This is a genomic window from Pacificibacter marinus (assembly GCF_900109555.1).
Taxonomy (GTDB): Bacteria; Pseudomonadota; Alphaproteobacteria; order Rhodobacterales; family Rhodobacteraceae; genus Celeribacter; species Celeribacter marinus_C.
Genome location: NZ_FNZV01000002.1, coordinates 323,302 through 344,664, shown reverse-complemented (window position 1 = coordinate 344,664; position 21,363 = coordinate 323,302). Strand labels below are relative to the sequence as shown.

General features: G+C 52.0%; 19 protein-coding genes. 3 read left to right on the top strand and 16 right to left on the bottom strand.

Going from position 1 to position 21,363, the window contains the following annotated elements:
- Nucleotide 1: 1 nt before the first annotated feature.
- From BM025_RS04815 to chvE, 7 genes are all read right to left on the bottom strand, one after another.
- Nucleotides 2–982: an NAD(P)-dependent oxidoreductase gene (locus BM025_RS04815; RefSeq protein ID WP_085847665.1), complete on the bottom strand. Its 981-nt coding sequence runs from the start codon at nt 980–982 to the stop codon at nt 2–4.
- Nucleotides 983–1,172: 190 nt separating this feature from the next.
- Complete coding sequence (locus BM025_RS04810) at nt 1,173–2,105, bottom strand: Gfo/Idh/MocA family protein (protein ID WP_085847666.1); 933 nt, start codon at nt 2,103–2,105, stop codon at nt 1,173–1,175.
- A 22-nt stretch (nt 2,106–2,127) separates the two neighbouring features.
- The gene (gene araD / locus BM025_RS04805) at nt 2,128–3,873 is read right to left on the bottom strand and encodes an L-arabinonate dehydratase (protein WP_085847667.1); all 1,746 of its coding nucleotides are present in this window, start codon (nt 3,871–3,873) and stop codon (nt 2,128–2,130) included.
- An 8-nt stretch (nt 3,874–3,881) separates the two neighbouring features.
- Nucleotides 3,882–4,874 (bottom strand): AraD1 family protein, encoded by a 993-nt coding sequence (araD1, locus tag BM025_RS04800; protein ID WP_085847668.1) that lies wholly within the window; start codon nt 4,872–4,874, stop codon nt 3,882–3,884.
- Between the two features lie 5 nt (nt 4,875–4,879).
- A complete protein-coding gene (gene mmsB / locus BM025_RS04795) occupies nt 4,880–6,091 on the bottom strand; it encodes a multiple monosaccharide ABC transporter permease (protein WP_085847669.1) in 1,212 nt (403 codons plus the stop codon).
- 11 nt (nt 6,092–6,102) lie between these two features.
- Entirely contained in the window at nt 6,103–7,620 is a 1,518-nt protein-coding gene (gene mmsA, locus BM025_RS04790) for a multiple monosaccharide ABC transporter ATP-binding protein (protein WP_085847670.1), read from the bottom strand.
- Nucleotides 7,621–7,743: 123 nt separating this feature from the next.
- Entirely contained in the window at nt 7,744–8,811 is a 1,068-nt protein-coding gene (gene chvE / locus BM025_RS04785) for a multiple monosaccharide ABC transporter substrate-binding protein (RefSeq protein ID WP_085847671.1), read from the bottom strand.
- A gap of 253 nt (nt 8,812–9,064) precedes the next feature.
- On the opposite strand from chvE, the gene BM025_RS04780 reads away from it, so the two are divergent.
- Entirely contained in the window at nt 9,065–10,039 is a 975-nt protein-coding gene (locus tag BM025_RS04780) for a LysR family transcriptional regulator (RefSeq protein WP_085847672.1), read from the top strand.
- A 306-nt stretch (nt 10,040–10,345) separates the two neighbouring features.
- On the opposite strand, the gene uxuA is transcribed toward BM025_RS04780, so the two are convergent.
- The 9 genes from uxuA to uxaC all read right to left on the bottom strand — a co-directional run bounded on the left by uxuA (nt 10,346) and on the right by uxaC (nt 19,431).
- On the bottom strand, nt 10,346–11,539 hold the full coding sequence (gene uxuA, locus BM025_RS04775; RefSeq protein WP_085847673.1) for a mannonate dehydratase: 1,194 nt from the start codon (nt 11,537–11,539) through the stop codon (nt 10,346–10,348).
- On the bottom strand, nt 11,532–12,983 hold the full coding sequence (locus BM025_RS04770) for a mannitol dehydrogenase family protein (protein WP_085847974.1): 1,452 nt from the start codon (nt 12,981–12,983) through the stop codon (nt 11,532–11,534). Before BM025_RS04770 ends, uxuA begins: the two co-directional genes overlap by 8 nt.
- 82 nt (nt 12,984–13,065) lie before the next feature.
- Nucleotides 13,066–13,809 (bottom strand): 2-dehydro-3-deoxy-D-gluconate 5-dehydrogenase KduD, encoded by a 744-nt coding sequence (gene kduD, locus BM025_RS04765; protein ID WP_085847674.1) that lies wholly within the window; start codon nt 13,807–13,809, stop codon nt 13,066–13,068.
- A gap of 10 nt (nt 13,810–13,819) precedes the next feature.
- Nucleotides 13,820–14,650 (bottom strand): 5-dehydro-4-deoxy-D-glucuronate isomerase, encoded by an 831-nt coding sequence (gene kduI / locus BM025_RS04760; protein WP_085847675.1) that lies wholly within the window; start codon nt 14,648–14,650, stop codon nt 13,820–13,822.
- A gap of 49 nt (nt 14,651–14,699) precedes the next feature.
- On the bottom strand, nt 14,700–15,017 hold the full coding sequence (locus BM025_RS04755) for a cupin domain-containing protein (RefSeq protein WP_085847676.1): 318 nt from the start codon (nt 15,015–15,017) through the stop codon (nt 14,700–14,702).
- A 34-nt stretch (nt 15,018–15,051) separates the two neighbouring features.
- The gene (locus BM025_RS04750) at nt 15,052–16,332 is read right to left on the bottom strand and encodes a TRAP transporter large permease (RefSeq protein ID WP_085847975.1); all 1,281 of its coding nucleotides are present in this window, start codon (nt 16,330–16,332) and stop codon (nt 15,052–15,054) included.
- A gap of 31 nt (nt 16,333–16,363) precedes the next feature.
- On the bottom strand, nt 16,364–16,894 hold the full coding sequence (locus tag BM025_RS04745) for a TRAP transporter small permease (protein WP_085847677.1): 531 nt from the start codon (nt 16,892–16,894) through the stop codon (nt 16,364–16,366).
- 111 nt (nt 16,895–17,005) lie between these two features.
- A complete protein-coding gene (locus BM025_RS04740) occupies nt 17,006–17,986 on the bottom strand; it encodes a TRAP transporter substrate-binding protein (RefSeq protein ID WP_085847678.1) in 981 nt (326 codons plus the stop codon).
- A 35-nt stretch (nt 17,987–18,021) separates the two neighbouring features.
- Complete coding sequence (gene uxaC, locus BM025_RS04735; protein WP_085847679.1) at nt 18,022–19,431, bottom strand: glucuronate isomerase; 1,410 nt, start codon at nt 19,429–19,431, stop codon at nt 18,022–18,024.
- Between the two features lie 257 nt (nt 19,432–19,688).
- On the opposite strand from uxaC, the gene BM025_RS04730 reads away from it, so the two are divergent.
- Nucleotides 19,689–20,399 carry a GntR family transcriptional regulator gene (locus BM025_RS04730; RefSeq protein ID WP_085847680.1) on the top strand — a complete coding sequence of 237 codons (711 nt, stop codon included), beginning with the start codon at nt 19,689–19,691 and terminating at the stop codon, nt 20,397–20,399.
- Nucleotides 20,389–21,294 (top strand): sugar kinase, encoded by a 906-nt coding sequence (locus tag BM025_RS04725; RefSeq protein WP_085847681.1) that lies wholly within the window; start codon nt 20,389–20,391, stop codon nt 21,292–21,294. Before BM025_RS04730 ends, BM025_RS04725 begins: the two co-directional genes overlap by 11 nt.
- Nucleotides 21,295–21,363: the final 69 nt, after the last annotated feature.

Below are 21,363 nucleotides of genomic sequence, written 5' to 3'. Positions count from 1 at the left end.
CCTAAATCGTAACAGCCGGCACACATTCCGTGTCAGTTTCTAATCCCATCGCGGCGCGGTCAGCGTCGCGGGCAGGTACAAGCCACACCACACGCGCGCCCTTGTCGCGTTCAGATTGGGCCAATTTACGTTGATCTGACAACCGCCAATCTGCTGTGCCGCGATCTTTGCCTACGACAACGCGATCAGCATCGCGGCGGGCCAGTTCCAAAATTGACGTAAAACTTTCATCGGAAACAATGATCAAATCGGCCTCTTGCAAACGTTGCACGGCGCGCAATGTCATCAAATCTGGCTCAGTGGTACTGACACACACCAACGAAATTTGCCCAACGTCCGCATCATCCGGTGCGCCGCCATTTTGGATCGCGGCTTTGATCAATTCAGCAGCTTCGCGCCCTGCCCCGCGCGCAAACAAACGGCGTGGTTTTCCATCATAAACCCAGCGCCAAAATGCACGGCGTTTGTCTTTGTGCACCTGTTGGGCCGCAGCGCTGCGCAACCGCCCTCCCAGAGCAACCAGATCGCCAAGGTTCGGTTCAAGCACTTGTTCCAAATGCGTTTTTATCTGCCGCGCCAGTACAGGGGCCGCGCCTTCGGTGCCGATCGCAACGACCAAAGGGTCGCGGTCCACAAGGCTGGGTGTATTGGCTTCGCACAGGTGCGGCTGATCAACGACATTGACCAAAGCACCAGCTTCGCGCACCAAGGCATGGATCGATGCATCTATCCCCGGACACCCAGTGCCAACAAAGGTCAAAGCCACGCCTTTAAAGAGGTCTGGCGTAATGGCACCTTTTTTGTGAAACGCACGTTTCTCATCGACAAGCGCTTGTAATTCGACGTCTAATTCCGGTGCGACAAAGGTGATCCGCGCTTCGGATTTCAACATCAGGCGCGCTTTTTGCGCCGCGGTTTCACCGCCGCCCACAATCACCACATCGCGATCTGCCATCCGCAGAAACATCGGGAAAAATTTCATTTGTGCTGTCTCTTTTGAAGCGCTTTTAGAAGTGTTCTCAGATCATTTGTTAAATGTGATCTAGGACCACGCAGCAAAAGACAAGGGGGCGCTCCGAAAAACGCCCCTCTTTTATATCTTTGCAAAACAATGTGGCACACAGGTAAAAGCGGCTTAAACCGCTCTTAGCTCGCAGTTAAGCGGTAAAATTTTACCAATCGAACGCTTTGACAACATTACGTTTGCCCAAAGTCAGCGCGTCGGACACATGCAGCATTGGACGCAGATCGACATCGGATGCCGCGTCAGCAACCAGTCGCGCCATATTGGCGTAAAGGTTCGGGTATTCCCCAGACAGGCCATCTTCTGCGCCTGTTTGGACCACACCATCAATCAACAACACGCCACCACCGTTTTTCAACGTCAAAACGCCAGCATCGGTCACAGCTTCGATTTGCCAAACATCATCGCCGGAATGATCCCAATTCATATCCGCCGTCACAGTTCCGCCATGGGGATGATAAAAATCAAGCTGTGCAGAAATTGGCGTATCGCGGTTTTCGGGAAAGTCCAAAACCGATGACTTCAAGTGGATCGGATCGGGCAAAATTTCGGTCACAATCGACAGCGCATTGATACCCGGATCAAAAACGCCCATGCCGCCCGCTTCGAACACCCAATCTTGGTTTGGATGCCATTTGCGCACGTCTTCGTGCCACGTCACAGTAAAGCTTTTGATGGTTTTACCCACCAGCCACGCTTTCGCAGCTTTAACAAAGGCAGCTTCGCGCGAATGCCAAGTTGCATACAGCGTCAAACCCGCTTTGGTCGCCAAATCAGCCAAGGTATGCACCTCGGACAATGTGGCCCCCGGAGGTTTTTCAAGCATCACATGACGACCCGCTGCAATCGCAGCTTGGGCATAGGCAAAACGTGGCACTGGCGGCATGCACAATGACACGACTTCGACCTCGGGGTGCGCTTTTAGCATCTCATCCATGTCGGTGAAATTTGGCACACCATCCACAACGGTGTTACGTGATACGGCTGCGGAAAGTTCCCATTCCGAAGATGCATTGAGCGCGGGGATGTGTTGATCGACGGCGATTTTACCGACACCGACCAAAGCTATTTTACGTGGCATAATAAGTCCTTAGTCGTGTAAATTAGTGGCTGTCTTTACCAACGGCATTGCCGCGGCAGCCCTTAAGAAAATCAAGATCCGCGCCGGTGTCAGCCCCTTCAACATGGGCATTGTGCAAGAAGGCATAGCCTGATGTTGGTGCATCATTGAGGGGCTTCCATGCTGCAAGACGTGCCGCCATTTCTGCATCAGAAATATCAACACGCAACACGCGGTTCGCCACATCCATCTCGATTATATCGCCGTTTCGAACGACAGCCAAAGGTCCGCCAGCCGCCGCTTCGGGTGAGGTGTGCAAGACAACCGTGCCATAAGCGGTGCCCGACATGCGCGCGTCAGAAATGCGCACCATATCGGTGATGCCCTTTTTCAAAACCTTAGGGGGCAACCCCATGTTGCCCACTTCGGCCATGCCGGGGTACCCTTTGGGACCACAGTTTTTCATCACCATCACGCAGGTTTCATCGATGTCCAAATCTGGGTCTTCGATCTTGGCTTTGTAGTCGTCAATGTCTTCAAAAACCACCGCGCGCCCTGTGTGTTTGAGCAGATGTGGCGACGCCGCAGACGGTTTAAGCACCGCGCCTTTGGGGGCCAAGTTGCCGCGTAACACCGCGATACCGCCTTGTTGAGTCAGCGCAAGTTCGAGTGGCAAAATCACATCTTCGTTGTAGTTTTCAACGTCTTTGACTTCATCCCAAATGGTTTCGCCCGAGACCGTGATGCAGTCTTTGTTCAACTGACCGCCCTCGCCCAAACGTTTGAGCACAACAGGCAGACCACCCGCATAAAAGAACTCTTCCATCAGGTACTTACCAGATGGCATCAGGTTCACAATCGTAGCAACATCACGGCCGCAGCGATCCCAATCGTCCAAGGTGAAATCAACTTCAACACGACCTGCCATAGCAAGCAAATGCACAACCGCGTTGGTCGATCCACCGATAGCACCATTGGTGCGCACTGCGTTTTCGAACGCTTCTTTGGTCATGATATCAGATGGTTTCAAATCGTCTTTGACCATTTGCACGATACGGCGACCAGATTGTTGCGCAATCACGCGGCGACGGGAATCGACCGCAGGAATGGCCGCATTGCCCGACAAAGCCATGCCCAAAGCTTCGGCCATAGACGCCATCGTCGACGCAGTGCCCATGGTGTTACATGTGCCCGTTGAGCGTGACATGCCCTGTTCGGCTTCCAAGAATTCCTCTTGGGTCATCTCGCCGGCTTTCACCGCCTCGGAGAATTTCCAAAGGTGCGTACCAGACCCGACACGTTCGCCTTTAAACTGACCATTCAACATAGGTCCGCCAGTCACAACGATAGATGGAATGTCGCAAGACGCCGCAGCCATCATCAAGGACGGTGTTGTTTTATCGCAGCCGACCAAAAGCACAGCACCATCAATAGGTTGCCCGCGAATGGTTTCTTCAATAGACAGCGCCGCCAAGTTGCGAAACATCATCGCGGTGGGACGAAATGTGTTTTCAGAGGCGGAAAACACGGGCACTTCTACAGGAAAACCACCCGCTTCCCAGATGCCCGCTTTGACCTTTTCGGCCAACTCTTTCATGTGGCTGCCATTGCACGGCGTCAGTTCTGACCACGTGTTGAGAATACCAATAATGGGCCGCCCATCGAACAGATCATGCGGGTAGCCTTGGTTTTTCATCCAACCACGGTGGTAAATTGTATCGCGTGAATTGCCGCCATACCAAGATTGCGACCGAAGTTTGCGGGGCCAAGAAGCGGGTTTGAACGTCATCGGATACCTTACAAAACGTTTACAGTGACTGTGCCAGACACAGCCGGTTTTTGAACCAAAGGATTGCGCAGCGGCAGACCAAAACCAGGGGCTTCGATTTCAAAAACATCACCATCTTGTGGGGCAATGCTATCAGCAAACGACAGGGTAGCTGTGCCAAAAAAGTGGACGTGCAATTCGCCAGGCTGGCGGAAAATATCGTATTTGAAATGGTGATGCTCAAGATTTGCCAAAGTGTGAGACATGTTGTCTTCGCCTGACAAGAATGGTTTTTCCCAAACAACAGCACCATCGCGAAGGATGCGTGACATGCCTTGAATATCGCGGGGCAGATCGCCGATCAGCATTTCAGGCCCAAAGGACGCAGGGCGCAGTTTGGAGTGCGCAAGCCACAAATAGTTTCCACGCTCAGTGATGTGATCGGAAAACTCGTTGGACAGAGCAAACCCAACACGGAACGGTGTGCCATCTGAAGAAATCACATAGATTCCCGCGACTTCTGGCTCTTCACCTGCATCTTCGGCAAAGCTTGGTGACACCAATGGCGCCCCTGCTGCAACTGCTTGCGATCCGTTGCCTTTGTAGAACCATTCAGGCTGTGCCCCGACGGTGCCCGCTGCGGGTTTTCCTGTCTCAAGACCCATCTGAAACATTTTCATAGAGTCTGTGATAGGCGCATCGACGTCTTTTTTGGCGTGCATTGAATTGCGCGTTGAAGCCGACCCCAGATGGGTCAGCCCCGTGCCTGTCAAATGACAGCTAGATGGGGCTTCATGGTGGATCGGCAACATCATCCGGCCCTCGGAATAGGCCGCATTCAGATCAATTGCCGCGCCAAACCCGTGAGCATGGATCACCTCAGCCAAAGATTTACCCGCTTCAGCAGCTTCCATTGCAAGATCATAAGTCGAGGTTGCATTTTTAACAGCGTAGGCTTCAGACCCGTCGCGGGCCACAACAGTGACAGTTCCGTCAGCATTTTTAACTTGTGACAATAGCATTGTGATCACCCTTGTTTTTGTTTGTTGTAGACGTCAAAGAACACAGCTGCGAGCAGCACGAGACCTTTGATAACTTGTTGATAATCAATACCAATACCCAAAATAGACATGCCGTTGTTCATCACACCCATGATGAAAGCACCGACCACAGCCCCGATAATTTTACCAGAGCCACCAGACATAGACGCCCCGCCGATAAACACCGCTGCAATCACATCAAGTTCAAGCGCAAAGCCCGCTTTCGGAGTGGCAGAATTCAAACGCGCGGCAAAGATCAACCCCGCCAGCGCGGCCATAACACCCATGTTCACAAAGGCGATAAAGGTCAGGCGTTCAGTTTTGATACCAGACAGTTTTGCCGCTTTTTCATTGCCGCCAAGCGCATAAATGCGGCGACCAATGACTGTGCGCTCCGTGATAAAGGCGTAGATGGCAATCAAAATAGCCATGGTGACAAGCACGTTTGGCACACCACGGAACGTGGACAGTTTGAACATCAAGAACACAAGTGCGCCAGAAACGATCACATTACGCACCCAGAACAAGCTGTTGGGTTCGCTGTCGATGCCGTATTCTGCGTCGCGGCTGCGTTTTTTCACCCCCATCACAACCACACCAATAGCGGCCACAATACCAAGCGCCAAAGACAGCACATTGAATTTACGCGCGCCAACCATTTCAGCCAAACCAGCGCCCCAAGCAGCGGGGAAGATGTCAGGCACAAAGCCCGTGGACAGCACTTGGAATTCTTTGGGGAACGGGCCGATGGATTGACCTTCGAGCAACCAAAGCGTCAGGCCGCGAAACACCAACATGCCCGCCAGCGTCACGATGAATGGGGGGATGCGCCAAAAGGCAACGAAATAGCCCTGCGCCGCGCCGATGATACCACCTGCGACCAAACACACTGCAATTGCGATTGGCACAGGAACGTCATTGCTGACGATCATCACGGCAGCCAAGGCACCGACAAAGCCCATGACAGAGCCGACAGACAGGTCGATATGACCCGCCACGATCACCAACAACATGCCCAAGGCCATGATGATGATATAGCTGTTTTGCAGCAAAAGGTTGGTGAGATTCACAGGGCGCAACAAGATGCCGCCCGTGGCGATTTGAAAGATTGCCATGATGGCAATCAGCGCGAAAAGCAGACCAAAGTCGCGCATGTGCGCAACCAGATGGGCCTTAACCGAGTTTGTATGTTTGTCCATTTGGCCTGTCCTTATTCCGTGACGATGAGCGACATGATGCGCTCTTGGCTGGCGTCTTTGGCGGCCAATTCACCGACCAAAGCGCCCTCGTTCATAACGTAGATGCGATCACACATGCCCAGCAATTCCGGCATTTCAGAAGAGATCATTACAACCCCTTTGCCATCTGCGGACAGATCATTGATGATCGAATAGATTTCGTATTTAGCCCCAACATCGATACCGCGTGTCGGCTCGTCGAGGATCAAAACTTCGGGACCTGTGAACAGCCATTTGGCCAAAACAACCTTTTGTTGGTTGCCGCCCGACAGATTTCCAACTTTTTGGAACACGCTTGGCGTGCGGGTTTTAAGCGCTTCGCGGTACTCTTCGGCCACTTTGGTTTCCGAGTTCGCATTCAATACGCCCGCTTTGGACACGCCGTCCAAATTGGCCAATGTGGTATTAAACTGGATGGTTTCATCCAAGATCAAACCCAAAGATTTGCGGTCTTCGGTCACATAAGCAAGCCCCGCATCAATGGCGCGATCCACCCGAGACACGTCTGCGACTGTACCGTGCAATTTCACTGTACCTGATATTTTGCGACCATAGGATTTTCCGAAAATCGACATGGCAAGCTCTGTGCGACCTGATCCCATCAAACCCGCGATGCCGACAACTTCGCCCGCTCGCACGTTAAAGGAAATGTCTTTGATCACTTGGCGCTCACTGTGCTCAGGGTGCCAAACGTTCCAGTTTTCGACCTCAAGCAACATTTCGCCAGCGCGGGGCTCACGGGCAGGATAGCGATCCGACATATCGCGGCCAACCATGTCGCGCACTATCTCATCCTCGGACACACCGTTAGAGGCGTCGATAGTCGACACAGACATGCCATCACGAATGACGGTAACAGTATCAGCGACAAATCCGACTTCGTTCAGCTTGTGCGAGATAATAATCGAGGTGACGCCTTGGGATTTCAGCTCAAGCATCAAGTCGAGTAATTTTTTGGAATCATTCTCTTGCAGCGCCGCAGTAGGTTCATCCAAGATCAGCAATTTCACGTCCTTGGACAGCGCTTTGGCGATTTCCACCAACTGCTGCTTGCCCACGCCAAGACTGTCGATGCGCGTTGTCGGCGCTTCACTCAATCCGACTTTGGCCAGCAATTTTTCAGTATGCTGGTTGGCTTCGTGCCAATTGATCACGCCGCCTTTGGCCGTTTCATTCCCTAAAAAGATGTTTTCAGCGATGGACAATTCAGGCACCAAAGCAAGTTCTTGGTGAATGATGATAATGCCTTGATCTTCGCTTTCGCGGATATTCTTAAACGTCGCAAGTGCGCCTTCGAAATGGATTTCTCCATCATAGGTTCCAGCTGGATAGACGCCTGACAAAACCTTCATCAGTGTCGATTTTCCCGCGCCATTTTCACCGCAAATTGCGTGAATTTCGCCCCGTTCCACGACAAGGTTCACCTGATCGAGCGCTTTCACGCCGGGGAACTCCTTGGTGATGGTGCGCATTTCTAAAAGTGTGCTCATGGATTGCCCTTTTCAAAGGATCTGGGGAGGACCAGCGCCTTTGTTTCTCTTGCCCTAAAAACGTGAGGCAAATACCGCTCGCCCCGACAAGGGACGAGCGGATTTAGAATTCAAACCAATATCCTACTTGATTTGGTCCATTGTGTAGTAGCCGGATCCGATGAGGATTTCTTCCCAGTTGGATGCGTCAACCGCAACAGGCTCCAACAGGTAGGATGGAACAACTTTCACACCATTGTCGTATGTGGATGTGTCGTTGATCTCTGGCTCGCTGCCACCAAGAACGGCGTCAACCATGCCCACAGTCACTTTTGCAAGCTCACGTGTGTCTTTAAAGATGGTTGAGTACTGTTCGCCTGCAAGGATAGATTTCACAGACTGAACTTCAGCATCTTGACCAGAAACGATTGGCATTTTCAAATCGCCAGAACCGTAACCGACACCTTTGAGAGATGACAAGATACCGATGGACAGGCCATCGTAGGGTGCAAGCACGCCGTGAACTTCTTTGTCAGTGTAGTTGGCGGACAAGATGTTATCCATACGCGCCTGTGCAACTGCACCATCCCAACGCAATGTGCCGACTTTATCCATGCCCATTTGACCGGATTGAACAACGACAGTGCCCGCATCGATCAATGGCTGAAGCACAGACATCGCACCATCGTAGAAGAAGTACGCGTTGTTGTCGTCAGGTGAACCACCAAACAATTCAACGTTGTAAGGGCCTTCGCCGAAACGCTGCTCAAGACCACCTACAAGAGAAGACGCTTGTTGAACGCCAACTTTGAAGTTGTCGAATGTCGCGTAGTAATCAACGTCGCCAGAATCTTTGATCAAGCGGTCGTATGCGATCACTTTCACACCAGCAGCAGCAGCATTTTCCAAAGCGTTGGACAATGTTGTGCCATCGATGGATGCAATCACCAGCGCGTCAACGCCTTTGGTGACCATATTTTCGATCTGTGCGAGTTGGTTTGGAATGTCGTCTTCTGCGTATTGCAGATCAGCGGTGTAACCGGCAGCTTCCAGTTCTTTCACCATGTTGTCGCCGTCAGCGATCCAGCGTGCTGAAGATTTTGTTGGCATAGAAATACCCACAAGACCGTCCGCAAACGCGGCTGTCAGACCAGCTGTTAGGCTCAAGCTTGAAACGGCCGCAGCAAGGGCCAGTGTTTTAGTCAATTTCATGTGTCATCCTCCCAGATGCAATGCATGTACCATCACGATGTCCGTCATTTTGTGACCTTCACCCGATGTGCGTCAAACTTCGACGCAGGCGTCTGTGAAACGCCTCGGCTCATAAGAGACATATATAACATCACCGTCAAATTATATTTTGTGATATTAGTATACCATTTACGCTATGTATAAATATCCCTAAGGTCAACCAACGCCACTTAAATACAGCCCACCGGCAGACCTCAAGAGGACCGATAAAAACATGGAACGATTGCTGCAAAAAGGACTAAAAATCAGCCACCTACGCCTTGCCGATGCATTAGCACGCGAAGGGCAATTGTCCAGCGCTGCCCTCAAAATGGGCATAGCCCAACCGGCGGCATCACGGCTGGCATCAGAAGCAGAACGCATCATTGGAGCGCCGCTATACAGTCGTGCGGGCAGAGGCATCGAATTGACCCCCGAAGGCTTGGCCCTCGCACGGCGTGCCACGCGGATTCTACGCGAAATCCAAGATGCTGATCGTGAGATTGATGAGCTTAAATCAGGTCTGTCAGGCCGGGTTTGCATCGGGTCAGTTACAGGCCCCGCCATCGAGCACGTGTTGCCTGCCCTGCGCCAAGCGCGGATTGCCTTGCCCAATGTGCAGATCGAAATTGAGGTCGGCACATCTGATACGCTTGGCCCGATGTTGCTGGACGGACAGATCGACTTTTCGTTGGCCAGATTGCCCACGGGCCAAGATGCGTCAGCCTTTCATATGACAGTGTTTGGTAAAGAGCCGCTCAGCCTTGTGGCACGCAAAAACCATCCAGTGTTTCGCCATGAAAACTATGCCAAAAACATCCCTGTTCCGATAGAAGACCTGCTGAACTATGACTGGGTGATGCCAAACACAGGCGCGATTTTGCGCAACACAGTGACGCAAGCTTTGGCGCGCAAAGGGCATCCTTCGCCTGAGCGTATTCTCAGCACATCGTCGTTTTTACTGGTGCTTGCCACCATTTCTCAAACCAATGCGATCGCGCCGATTGCCACCTCTGTTGCGCAAAGCTTTACAGTGGGCCACGATTCCAATGAACAAGACACGGGCGCTTTGGTTCAAATCATCGACACGGATGTCGTGTTTGAAATCGAAGACTATGGGCTTATGACCCGCGCGGGCAGCACGCTCACCCCTGCAGCACAGTCCGTTTTGCAACTTCTACGCAATGGGATTGGACTGTCTGAATCCTAACACGCTGCGACAGTTGCCCCTAAAAGTCAAAAGTCACCCATAGAATTTGACGGCCAGCGGCGCGCATCATTGGACAGATATCTTTGAGATCATCCTCTACAATATCTTTGCGCATGTAATAATCTGCCGCCCCATAACGACACCGCCCGCGTCTCTTCATAGGCATGCGCACATGGGCGAACCGCCATCCGCTTATTGATTAAAATTACGGGATAAAGCACTGCGCGAATGCGATTTATTATCGTGATAAAACCTAAAAAGCGCGCCCAATTCGGACGCGCCTCTCATGTTTTTACTGTTCTAATCTTAACTGAATTGAACGTTTTTATGCGACAAGGCTTTGATCACGCCACGCATTTCCGCCAAGCCGCGCAATCGCCCGACCAACGGATAACCGGGATGCGCGCCTGCGCCTACGTCTGTCAGAATTTCATGCCCATGATCAGGGCGCCAAACGATATCACAATCGCGGCGCCCTGTGTTACGGCGCGCCGTTTCTTCGCCCAAAAGCACCGACACCAATTCAACCATATCTGTGTCGCCTTCAAGGTGCGCGGCTTCTTCAAAGGAGCCGTCCGCATCTTTGGACACATTGCGCAAATGGGCAAAATGGATGCGGTCAGAAAATCTGCGCGCAATCGCAGGAACGTCATTCGCGGGGTTCGCGCCCAAAGATCCAGCGCAAAGCGTTAAACCATTTTCAACAGCCTTTTGCTGATCAAAAATCCAAGCGATATCTTCAGCATTAGACACAACACGCGGCAGGCCAAAGATGTCACGCGGCGGATCATCAGGATGCACAGCAAAGCGCATGCCCAAATCTTGGGCTGCGGGAATAACCTCAGCAAGAAAACGCGCATAATTGTCACGAATTTCATCACGACCAATGCCGTTATACAGCTTGAGCGCCTCTTTCATCGATGCCACATCATAGCGATCATACGCCCCAGGAAGCCCCGCCATAATCGCGGCAATCAGAGCTTCGCGATCAGTCTCGGAAGATGCATCAAACCATGCTTTGGCCTTGGTGATGATCTCGGGGGTGAAATCTTGTCCCGCCCCTTCGCGTTCAAGCATAAACATCTCAAGCGCACAGATTTGTACCTGTTCAAAACGCAACGATGTACCACCATTCTTGACAGGTTGATCCAGCCGCGTGCGGGTCCAATCAATCAACGGCATGAAATTATAGCAAATTGTCGTTAGCCCTTGAGCCGCCAAATTGGCCATAGATTGACGGTAATTTGCGAACAACTCGGACAAATCGCCCTCGCCACGCTTAATGCGTTCGTGGATCGGCAAACTTTCAACCACATGCCACTTCTGATCATGCCCCGCATCGGCAATCATCTTTTGACGCGCAGCAATCGCGTCCGTGGTCCAGACTTCGCCATACGGGATTTCATGCAGCGCATTGACGATGCCAAGCGCGCCAGTTTGGGCAATTTGACCCAGTTCAATCTTGTCGAGTGGTCCGTACCAGCGCCAGCTCTCAATCATTGTAAATCTCCACCATTTTACGCGCCCCTTGCGTCACAAGACCCTCATAAGCGGCTGTGACAGCGGCAACGAATTGCGTATTATTTTGCAAAGACATAGGGAAAATTCCCGTGACAGCAAGCAAAGCTTGTACCTTTTGTTCATTCGTTTCAGCAGCGTTGCAAAGTGCTTTCAAATGCTGCGCCATTGGGTCACGCACATCGATTGGCGCGCCAGTTTCGTCGACACCACCCACATAGCGCATCCATGCAGCCACAGCTAAAATGAGACCCGACATAGACCGACCAGCCGCAAGACCGTTTTCAAGTTGCGTTAAAATTCGTTGCGGCAACTTTTGCGATCCATCCATCGCAATCTGCCACGTCAAATGGCGGATCGACGGGTTTTCATATCGTGCAAACAGTGCGTCGGCATACGCCTGTAGATCCACGCCTTGCGGCGGCGTCAAACCGGGGATAATTTCATTGGTCCACAGCGACTTCACGAATGCGGCATACGCAGGCTGCGCCACTGTATCGGAAATGGTTTCTAAGCCCCCCAAGTATCCCAAATAAGCCAGACTTGAATGGGTGCCATTGAGACAACGCAATTTCATATCTTCAAAAGCAGTTACGTTATCAACGAGTTGCACACCAACAGCCCCCAAGTCAGGGCGCAGGTCGTCAACGAAATCATCTTCAATAACCCATTGACGAAACGGTTCCATCATCACAGGCGAGGCATCATATTTGCCGATCAAAGCGCCCAAAGCATCGATATCCTCAGGCTTGGTCGCGGGCACAATACGGTCCACCATGGTACAAGGGAATTTGACTTCTGCTGCGATCCAAGTGGCCAAATCCGCGCTCAAAAGTCCCGCCAATTCAAGCACAACACCACGCACAACGCGACCATTGTCTGGCAGGTTATCACAGGTCATCACAGTGAAAGGACGCAAACCAGCGGCACGACGGGCTTCCAAAGCGCGGACCAAAAACCCAAGCGCTGAGGCTGGGTTCGCAGGATCGCTTAGGTCTTGGACAATATCAGGATGGTTTTGCAACAATTTGCCCGTGGATGGTTCATGGCAATAGCCCTTTTCGGTGACCGTAAGCGTGACGATTTTCACGGCCTCGTCGATCATCGCATCCAAAACAGCCGCAGGGTTTTCGGGGACAACCAACACATTCTGCACAATCTCAACGTGGTGCGGAATTGGTCCTGTGGGGGCAAGTTCCAACGCGGTGTAAACACAGTCTTGCGGGGCAAGTTTGTCGCGTTGACCAGAGGATTTCAGCGACACCCCGATGATGCCCCAATCGCCGCCAGATTTTTCCATCGCTTGTGCCACATAAATCGCAGCATGAGCGCGGTAAAAGGCACCGAGGCCAAGATGGACGATACCAACAGCCGGTTTGGGGGCCTGAGATCGGCTGATCCGAGGCAGGGAATGCGTTTGTGTCATAGTGTCTGTATCCTTGGCCGAAAATGGTATCGTTTTATCAAATTGGACGCGCGAGATCTTATCCCGCGCGTCGCATATAAGGTCAGCGCGCCAGCCAACCTCCATCAACGTTCAAAACAGCGCCCGTGACATATTTCGCGGCCTTGGATGCAAGATATGCAGCCGTGCCGCCAATGTCTTCTGCATCGCCCCAACGGCCCGCTGGAATGCGCGCCAAAATGGCGTCGTTGCGCACGGGATCGTTGCGCAATGCTTCGGTGTTATTGGTGGAAATATACCCCGGAGCGATTGCATTGACGGTGATGCCCGCAGCGGCCCATTCGTTGGCTAAAATTTTCGTGATCCCAGCAACAGCATGTTTTGAGGCGGTGTAGGCAGGCACGCGAATGCCGCCTTGGAACGACAACAAAGATGCGATGTTGATGATCGATCCCGTGCCGCCAACGGCCATCAATTCTTTGCCAAACGCCTGACAGGTAAAGAACAATGCCTTTTGGTTGACATCCATCACCGCGTCCCAGTCTTCTTCGGAATAGTTGACTGAATCTTCGCGGCGGATGATGCCCGCATTGTTGACGAGGATCGAAATCCCCTGCCCTTTGAACACCTCTTTGGCGGCCATAGGGTCGGCGAAATCAAGGATCAGGCTTTCACCTGTGCCCCCGTTTTTCACAATCATTGCGACAGTGTCAGCACAGGTGCGACGCCCTGCGCAAATCACATGCGCGCCTTGGCCTGCAAGCGACACAGCAATGGCTTGGCCGATGCCTGTGTTGGCGCCAGTGACCAGTGCTTTGCGCCCTTTGAGAGAGAAAAGATCAGACATCAAAGCCCCCTTAGCGCAGTTCTGCAGCTTGAACGAAATCCATGTCGGTGTAGTCGACATTGTCGCCCGCCATCGCCCAGATAAAGGTGTATTCACCAATACCAGCGCCCGAATGGATAGACCATGTTGGCGAAATGATGGCTTCTTCATCGGCCACAAACAGGTGACGTGTCTCTGTCGGTTCGCCCATCAGATGCAACACGCGGGACTCTTCCGCCATACCCCAATAGAGATAAGCTTCCATACGGCGGTCATGCACGTGGGCAGGCATGGTGTTCCAAACGGAGCCCTCTTCGAGCGATGTGTAGCCCAAAACCAACTGGCAGCTTTCCATCACCAACGGGTGGATGAACATCTTGATGGTGCGTTTGTTTGACGTTGCCGCCTCGCCCATTTCGACCTTTTTGGCGTCTTCCACAGTGATCAACCGCGAGGCGTGCGTGTGATGCGCGGGGCACGACGTGATGTAGAAACGCCCCTGCCCTTTGAACGTCACAGGACCTGAGCCCATGCCAAGGTACAAAACATCGCCCTTGTTCATCGCATAGGTTTCGCCGGCAGCTTCAACCGTGCCCGCGTCACCGATGTTGACGATGCCCATTTCGCGGCGCTCAAGGAAAGTCGCAGTGCGGGTTTCGTCGACTTTATCCAGCGTCAAAGATCCGCCAGCAGGCACAGCGCCCCCAACCGTGAAACGATCGTAATGCGTGTAGACAAGGCGAATTTCGCCATCTGCAAACATGCCTTGGGCCAAAAAGTTGTCGCGCAACGTTTGGGTGTCCATGCCTTTGGCGTGGTCTGGATGAACCGCGTGGCGGGTTTCAACGTTCAGTTTGGTCATATCAATACTTTCTCAATCGTTTAAAGGGCAGCTGGCGTCGCGCCTGTCGTTACAAAAAATCGTCGCGGCGCGGCGTGAATGTATCAACTAGTCTACCAGTTTCATGACAGGTGCAACCATGTACAGCATTTGACGGAATAACAAAGCTGTCACCTGCTTTGACATCGAATTTTTCACCATCAATGGAAAAGGTAAAAGCACCGCTTTCCACGTAAGTGGATTGGATGTGCGGATGCGAGTGCAACGCACCCTCTCCGTCTTTTTCAAAGGAAAAGGAGACCACCATCAGATTTTCATTTTCCGACAAAACTTGGCGGCGCACAAAAGCGTCAACTTGGACTTCGGGGAATGTACGAACATGGGACATAGTAGTGGTCTCCTTTAGGTTATATATCAGTGTATTAGTGGAACAAAGACGGCAGCCAGAGCGACAGAACCGGAATATACGTCACCAATAAAAGCGTAAAGACTGAGGCAAAGTAGAACGGCCAAATCGTGCGCACGGCGTCCCAAATCGGAATGTTGCCGACAGCACAGCCGACAAATAACACAGAGCCAACAGGCGGCGTACACAACCCGATACCAAGGTTCAAAATCATCACGATCCCGAACTGCACAGGGTCAACACCAAAGGCCATCGCCACAGGCAAAAAGATCGGCGTGGTGATAACAATCAGCGGCGACATATCCATGAATGTGCCCAAGAACAGCAACAAAACGTTGATCAAAAGCAAGATCACGATTGGGTTGTCTGACACGCTTTGCATGAAGTCGACCATATGAGCAGGCACTTTGAGAAAGGCCAAAAGCCAGCCGAAAGACGCCGCACAACCGATGACCAAAAGCACCATAGCGGTGGTCCGCACAGCGCCTTTGACAGCAAGAACAAAGTCATTGAACGTCATGGATCGATACATAAAAAAGGTCACAGCCATTGCATAAACAACCGCCACACACGACGATTCAGATGCTGTAAACACGCCTGAGCGCACCCCGCCAAAGATGATCGCGACCAAAATCAGACCCGGCAAAGCAGAGACAATCAAGGTCAAAACCATGCGTCCGCCTGGAAAGGCTTCGGTTGGATACCCACGACGACGGGCAACAATGTAGGCCGCCAGCATCAAAGATAGCGCCAAGATAAGCCCCGGAATGATACCTGCTGTGAACAAATCAGCGATAGAAATACGCCCACCCGCCGAGATCGAATAGATGATCAAGTTGTGCGACGGCGGCAACATTAGCGCGATGATCGACGAGGTCACAGTCACGTTGACCGCGTAATCGGCGTCATAGCCACGCTTGACCATTTGCGGCACCATAAGCCCGCCGATGGCCGACGTATCAGCCGCAGCAGAGCCGGAAATCCCACCGAACAGCACGGACGCCAAGATGTTAACTTGCCCCAAGCCGCCTTTGAAATGGCCAACAGCAGCGCCCGCCAGCGCGACAAGACGCCGTGCAATGTCACCGCGCACCATCAATTCACCCGCAAAGATAAAGAACGGGATGGCCATCAGTGAAAACACCGACACACCGGAATTGAGCCGCTGAAAGACAACGACGGGTGGCAAACCTAAATACAAAACGGTGGCGAAAGACGACACGCCCAAACAAAACGCAACGGGCGTTCCGATCAAAAGCAACACAGTGAATGTGCCAAACAGAACCCAAAGCTCCATGCCTGGGCCAATTAAATCAGCGAAACCCATATCAGCGGTCCTCCAAAGGAAGTTCAGTTTCGCCAAAACGTGCGGTCACCATGCCGCATGAGCGGCGCAAAATACGCTCAATAGAAAACAAAACCATAAGGACCCCGCCCATGATGATGGACACAAAAGCCCAACCGCCTGAAATGCCGATGTTTGGGATTGTCGATTGCCATGTTTTCTCGGCCAACTGGGCGCCGTAGACAATCATACCAATGCCAAATCCGGTGATCACAATGTCAGAGATCGTGTGCAGCACATCTTTGACGCGCTTGGGCAAAACATACAAAAGCACATCAAACGATAGGTGATACCCCTCGCGCGTGCCCACGGCTGCGCCAAGAAAAATAAACCACCCCATGATCAAAACAGACCAGCTTTCGGTCCATGTCGGGGTATTGTTGAGCACGAAACGCCCAAACACTTGATAGGCGATAAAGACGGTCATCAAAACCAATCCCAGCCCTGCGAGCCAAAGCGACGTGCGGGCCAGAATGGCCATCACACGTGCGACTTTTTTCATAAATTGTTGCATATCCCCGCCCCTGGGTTGGCGGATCGGCTTTACATCACACGGACGGGATGAAGCCGATCTTTTTATTGAAAAAGCGTTTGCGACATATGCCGCAAACGCCAAGATCTAAGCTTATTCAGTCGCTTGGATACGTGTTACCAAATCTTTGAGTTTGTCAGTTGTGACGTATTTCTCATAGACAGGCACCATAGCTTCGATGAACGGTGTTTTGTCGATATCAGTGATGATTTCAACACCAGCCGCACGCACTTTGGCTTCAGATACTTTTTCACGCTCAGCCCAAAGGTCGCGCATCACAGGCACAGACGCTTTTGCAGCGGCGCGCACTGCCATTTGATCATCAGCGGACAATTTGTCGTAAGATGATTTGGACATCACCAAAACTTCTGGCACGATGAGGTGTTGGTCGAGTGTGTAGTAACCAGCAACTTCATAGTGGCCTGAAGATTCAAACGAAGGCCAGTTGTTTTCCGCACCGTCGATCACGCCAGTTTGGATAGATGAGTACACTTCGCCGTATGGCATTGGTGTCGCGTTCGCGCCAACAGCAGAGACCATATCAACGAACAAATCAGACTGCATCACGCGGAATTTTAGACCTTCGAGGTCTGCCATTTTGGTGATGGGGCGTTCTTTATTGTAGAAAGACCGTGATCCGCCATCATAGAACGCCAAACCGACAAGATCGTGCGCTTCAAAAGCTGCCAAAATCTCTGCGCCAATAGGCCCGTCCATTACGTTGTGCATGTGCTCAACAGACCGGAAGATGTAAGGCAAAGATGGGATCTTTGTTTCTTCGATGATGTTGTTGAATGGCCCCAAAGAGACGCGGTTAAGGTCGATCACGCCGAACTGAGTTTGCTCGATGGTGTCTTTTTCTTGGCCGAGCTGCGCAGAGTGGAACACTTCAACACAAAGCTTGTCACCTGTGGCTTTTGCCAACTCAGCGCCCATGACTTTAACAGCTTCCACTGTTGGGTACCCGTCTGGGTGTGTGTCGGATGAACGCAATGTCACCTCACATGCTGTTGCGGACACTGCAGAGGCTGCAATCAATGCGATGGCTGCCGTAAAGGATTTCAAATGGGTCATGTCGTCTCCTCCCTGAAGACTAAAGATAAACCGGATCAAAGCTTGTATGCTTTTTTGACCAAGTTGTAGGTGAGGTCTTGTGCAACCTCGTGAGCCTCGTTCACATTCAACCGCCCTGTGGCGACCAAAGTGGCGAGATATCCAGCGTCCACACGGCGCGCCACATCATGGCGGGCTGGAATGGAGCAGAATGCGCGGGTGTCGTCATTAAAGCCGACAGTGTTGTAAAATCCGGCGGTTTCCGTGGTGTTTTCGCGGAACCGTTTCATGCCTTCAAAGCTGTCATGGAACCACCAAGGCGGCCCCAGACGCAGCGCAGGATACACGCCCGCCAGCGGCGCAAGTTCGCGACTTTGCGTGGTTTCATCGAGCATAAACAAGATCACAGTCAGATCACGTTCCATACCAACTGCGTTCAACAAGGGTTTCAAATTGTTTACAAATTCAGTCTTTGACGGAATATCAAATCCCTTATCGCGACCGAACTGTGCCATCATCGGCGCAGAGTGATTGCGGTGCGATCCAGCATGTATTTGCAACGTCAAACCATCGTCCAAAGACATGCGCGCCATTTCGGTCAACATGTGTCCACGAAAGGCGTCGGCCTCATCCGCAGTACAGGTGCCTTTGAGCGCCTTTTGGAACAACTCATTCGCCACTTGGGGGCTGAAATCTTCGGTCCGCGCGGTTGGATGACCATGATCAGAAGACGTGACACCGCCAACCTGTTTGAAATACGCGCGACGTGCACGGTGGGCATTTAGATACCCCTGCCACGTCGCTGTATTTTCGCCAGTCAAAGCGCCAAGCTGGGCGATGTTATCTGTAAAGCCTTCGAATTCAGGATCAATCACATTGTCAGGGCGATAAGCGGAAATGACTTTGCCATTCCAATCGCTCTCAGCAATGGTTTTGTGATGTTTCAGATCATCCAAAGCCATCTCTGTCGTCGACAGGGCTTCGATATTAAACCGGTCATACAAAGCACGGGGCTTGAACGCATCGGTTTTCAGACACGCGTCGATGTGATCGTAAATCTCGCCCGCGGTCTCGCCGTTCAATGGTGTCTTGATACCAAAGGTTTCTTGAAAGGCATGGTTTAGCCAAATGTAGGATGGCGTGGCCCGCAAGAGGTAGAGGTTCTCAGCAAACACTTGCCAGATTTTGCGCGGGTCCTGTTCTGTCTCGCCACCATCAGCGCGCGGCACGCCAAGCGTGGCCAAGTCTATGCCCTGCGAACAGAACATCCGAAACACATAGTGGTCTGGCGTGACAAACAAACGCGCAGGATCGGGAAAGTTTTCGTTCAACGCAAACCAAGACGGATCGGTGTGCCCATGCGGTGAGATGATTGGCAAATCTTTGATGCCATCGTAAATCTCACGCGTCAAAGCGCGCGTACGATCCTCAACTGGAAACAAACGATTTTGGTCGAGTAACGGCATACGATTCCCCCTGCACCCCATAGATTTGTTCAGTCATTCGAAAGCATTACTGACTGCACACTCAGGGGTATCCTTCCCTCTAGTAATCTAATATGCTAGTTAGTAATTCGTGTCAACGCAGCTTCACACCTGTGAAGCACAATTACGCATTAGGCCCGAATACGCATTGGGCTGGGTGGCGGTGCGACCACCAAGGATTGCACTAAGACGTGAATGTCGCGCATATAGGTCAAGCAAGAGACGCCAAGGAGAGACAGATGGGACACGATCTAAAACTGCAAACGCTTACACAAGACCGCCCGCCCTCTGTCACCGATGTCGTGTATGGGCAACTTTATGACAGCATCGTGGGCCTGCACATGCCCCCCGGAACAAAGATGTCCGAGGCGGATGTCGCGAAAAAACTCGGCGTGTCACGTCAACCTGTGCGCGATGCGTTTTACCGTCTCAGCCAACAGGGTTTCTTACTGATCCGCCCCCAACGCGCCACGGTTGTAACGAAAATCTCTACTGCAGCAGTCCACAAGGCGCGCTTTATTCGCACCGCCTTGGAACTTGAAACCACTTGCACCGCGATGAAAAAGGCGACGCCTGCAGATATCGCCCGCCTTGAAGATAACCTTGAGAAACAAAAGAGCGCCATCTCGGATGAAAATCGCGAAAGATTTCATGAGTTGGATGATGCCTTTCACGCCCAATTGTGCGCGATTGCGGGCCATCCAGAAGTGTGGACCCTGATCAAAGACAACAAGGCCCATATGGACCGCGTGCGGTATTTGTCCCTCGATAGAGAGGGATCTCAGATTGCCTTTGATGAACATGTAGAAATCCTCAAGGCTATGAAATCAAAAGATAAGAACCATGTTATAGAACTGATGCGCGCCCATTTGAATCGCATTGCGAAATCAATCAACACGATACATGCCGCACATACAGAATTTTTCGAAGAGGACGATCATGAAAACTAAAAGACTTTTGACGATTGGCGAATGCATGGTCGAAATGGCGCCAGACGGGCATGGGAAATATTCCATGAATTTCGCGGGCGATACTCTTAATACCGCATGGTACGCCAAGCGCTGCCTTGCAGGGCTCGACGATTATTCTGTCGGTTATCTCACAGCCGTGGGCACCGATAGTATTTCACAAAAGATGCTTGATTTCTTGTCGGAATCTGGCGTTGACAGCACATATGTCAGCCATACCCCCGACCGCACCCTTGGTCTTTATATGATCCAACTGGACAATGGCGAACGCTCTTTTGCCTATTGGCGTGACACCTCGGCGGCGAAACTTTTGGCTGCAGACCCAAGCACGCTTGATACCGCTTTTTCCGGCGACCAAATCTTGCTGTTCTCAGGGATCACACTGGCGATTTTGTCACCTGAGCATCGTCAAAATTTGATCGATGCTTTGGCACGGGCCCGCGCACAGGGCGCGCAAGTTGTCTTTGACACCAATATCCGCCCTCGCCTTTGGGAAAACCCAAATATCACCAAAGAATGGTTGTCAAAAGCGGCCTCTATCGCTGATGTCATGCTGCCATCTTTTGACGAAGAAGAAGACATGTTTGGCGATGCTAAACCGCAAGACACAGCCCTGCGGTATCGCGATCTTGGCGCACACACTGTTATTGTGAAAAATGGCGCACATGAAATGTATGCATGGTCGCAAGGCGAAGGTGGGATTTCAATTTCCCCCGATCCAGTCACCCCAGTCGATAGCACTGCGGCCGGCGACAGCTTCAACGCGGGCTATATCACGGCGCGTATGCAAGGTGCCAACCTCGAAGAGGCTTTGCGCGCAGGCATGATGCTGTCAGCGCAAGTGGTGCAACATCGCGGAGCCCTCGTTGCGCTCTAACCGTTGCTTGCACATCTAAGCTCACGCACAAATATAATGTGTGGGCTTAGGCTCTGTTTGCGTCCCCAA

Coding starts and splice junctions, on each gene's coding strand:
- araD1 (WP_085847668.1), bottom strand. CDS start 4,874: ATGCTATTGTCACAAGTTAAAAATGCTGACGGAACTGTCACTGTTGTG.
- BM025_RS04780 (WP_085847672.1), top strand. CDS start 9,065: ATGGAACGATTGCTGCAAAAAGGACTAAAAATCAGCCACCTACGCCTT.
- BM025_RS04725 (WP_085847681.1), top strand. CDS start 20,389: ATGAAAACTAAAAGACTTTTGACGATTGGCGAATGCATGGTCGAAATG.
- araD (WP_085847667.1), bottom strand. CDS start 3,873: ATGACGTTCAAACCCGCTTCTTGGCCCCGCAAACTTCGGTCGCAATCT.
- chvE (WP_085847671.1), bottom strand. CDS start 8,811: ATGAAATTGACTAAAACACTGGCCCTTGCTGCGGCCGTTTCAAGCTTG.
- BM025_RS04810 (WP_085847666.1), bottom strand. CDS start 2,105: ATGCCACGTAAAATAGCTTTGGTCGGTGTCGGTAAAATCGCCGTCGAT.
- kduI (WP_085847675.1), bottom strand. CDS start 14,650: ATGACCAAACTGAACGTTGAAACCCGCCACGCGGTTCATCCAGACCAC.
- uxuA (WP_085847673.1), bottom strand. CDS start 11,539: ATGATTGAGAGCTGGCGCTGGTACGGACCACTCGACAAGATTGAACTG.
- uxaC (WP_085847679.1), bottom strand. CDS start 19,431: ATGCCGTTACTCGACCAAAATCGTTTGTTTCCAGTTGAGGATCGTACG.
- mmsA (WP_085847670.1), bottom strand. CDS start 7,620: ATGAGCACACTTTTAGAAATGCGCACCATCACCAAGGAGTTCCCCGGC.
- BM025_RS04815 (WP_085847665.1), bottom strand. CDS start 982: ATGAAATTTTTCCCGATGTTTCTGCGGATGGCAGATCGCGATGTGGTG.
- BM025_RS04740 (WP_085847678.1), bottom strand. CDS start 17,986: ATGACCCATTTGAAATCCTTTACGGCAGCCATCGCATTGATTGCAGCC.
- kduD (WP_085847674.1), bottom strand. CDS start 13,809: ATGTCTGATCTTTTCTCTCTCAAAGGGCGCAAAGCACTGGTCACTGGC.
- BM025_RS04745 (WP_085847677.1), bottom strand. CDS start 16,894: ATGCAACAATTTATGAAAAAAGTCGCACGTGTGATGGCCATTCTGGCC.
- BM025_RS04770 (WP_085847974.1), bottom strand. CDS start 12,983: ATGACACAAACGCATTCCCTGCCTCGGATCAGCCGATCTCAGGCCCCC.
- BM025_RS04750 (WP_085847975.1), bottom strand. CDS start 16,332: ATGGAGCTTTGGGTTCTGTTTGGCACATTCACTGTGTTGCTTTTGATC.
- BM025_RS04755 (WP_085847676.1), bottom strand. CDS start 15,017: ATGTCCCATGTTCGTACATTCCCCGAAGTCCAAGTTGACGCTTTTGTG.
- mmsB (WP_085847669.1), bottom strand. CDS start 6,091: ATGGACAAACATACAAACTCGGTTAAGGCCCATCTGGTTGCGCACATG.
- BM025_RS04730 (WP_085847680.1), top strand. CDS start 19,689: ATGGGACACGATCTAAAACTGCAAACGCTTACACAAGACCGCCCGCCC.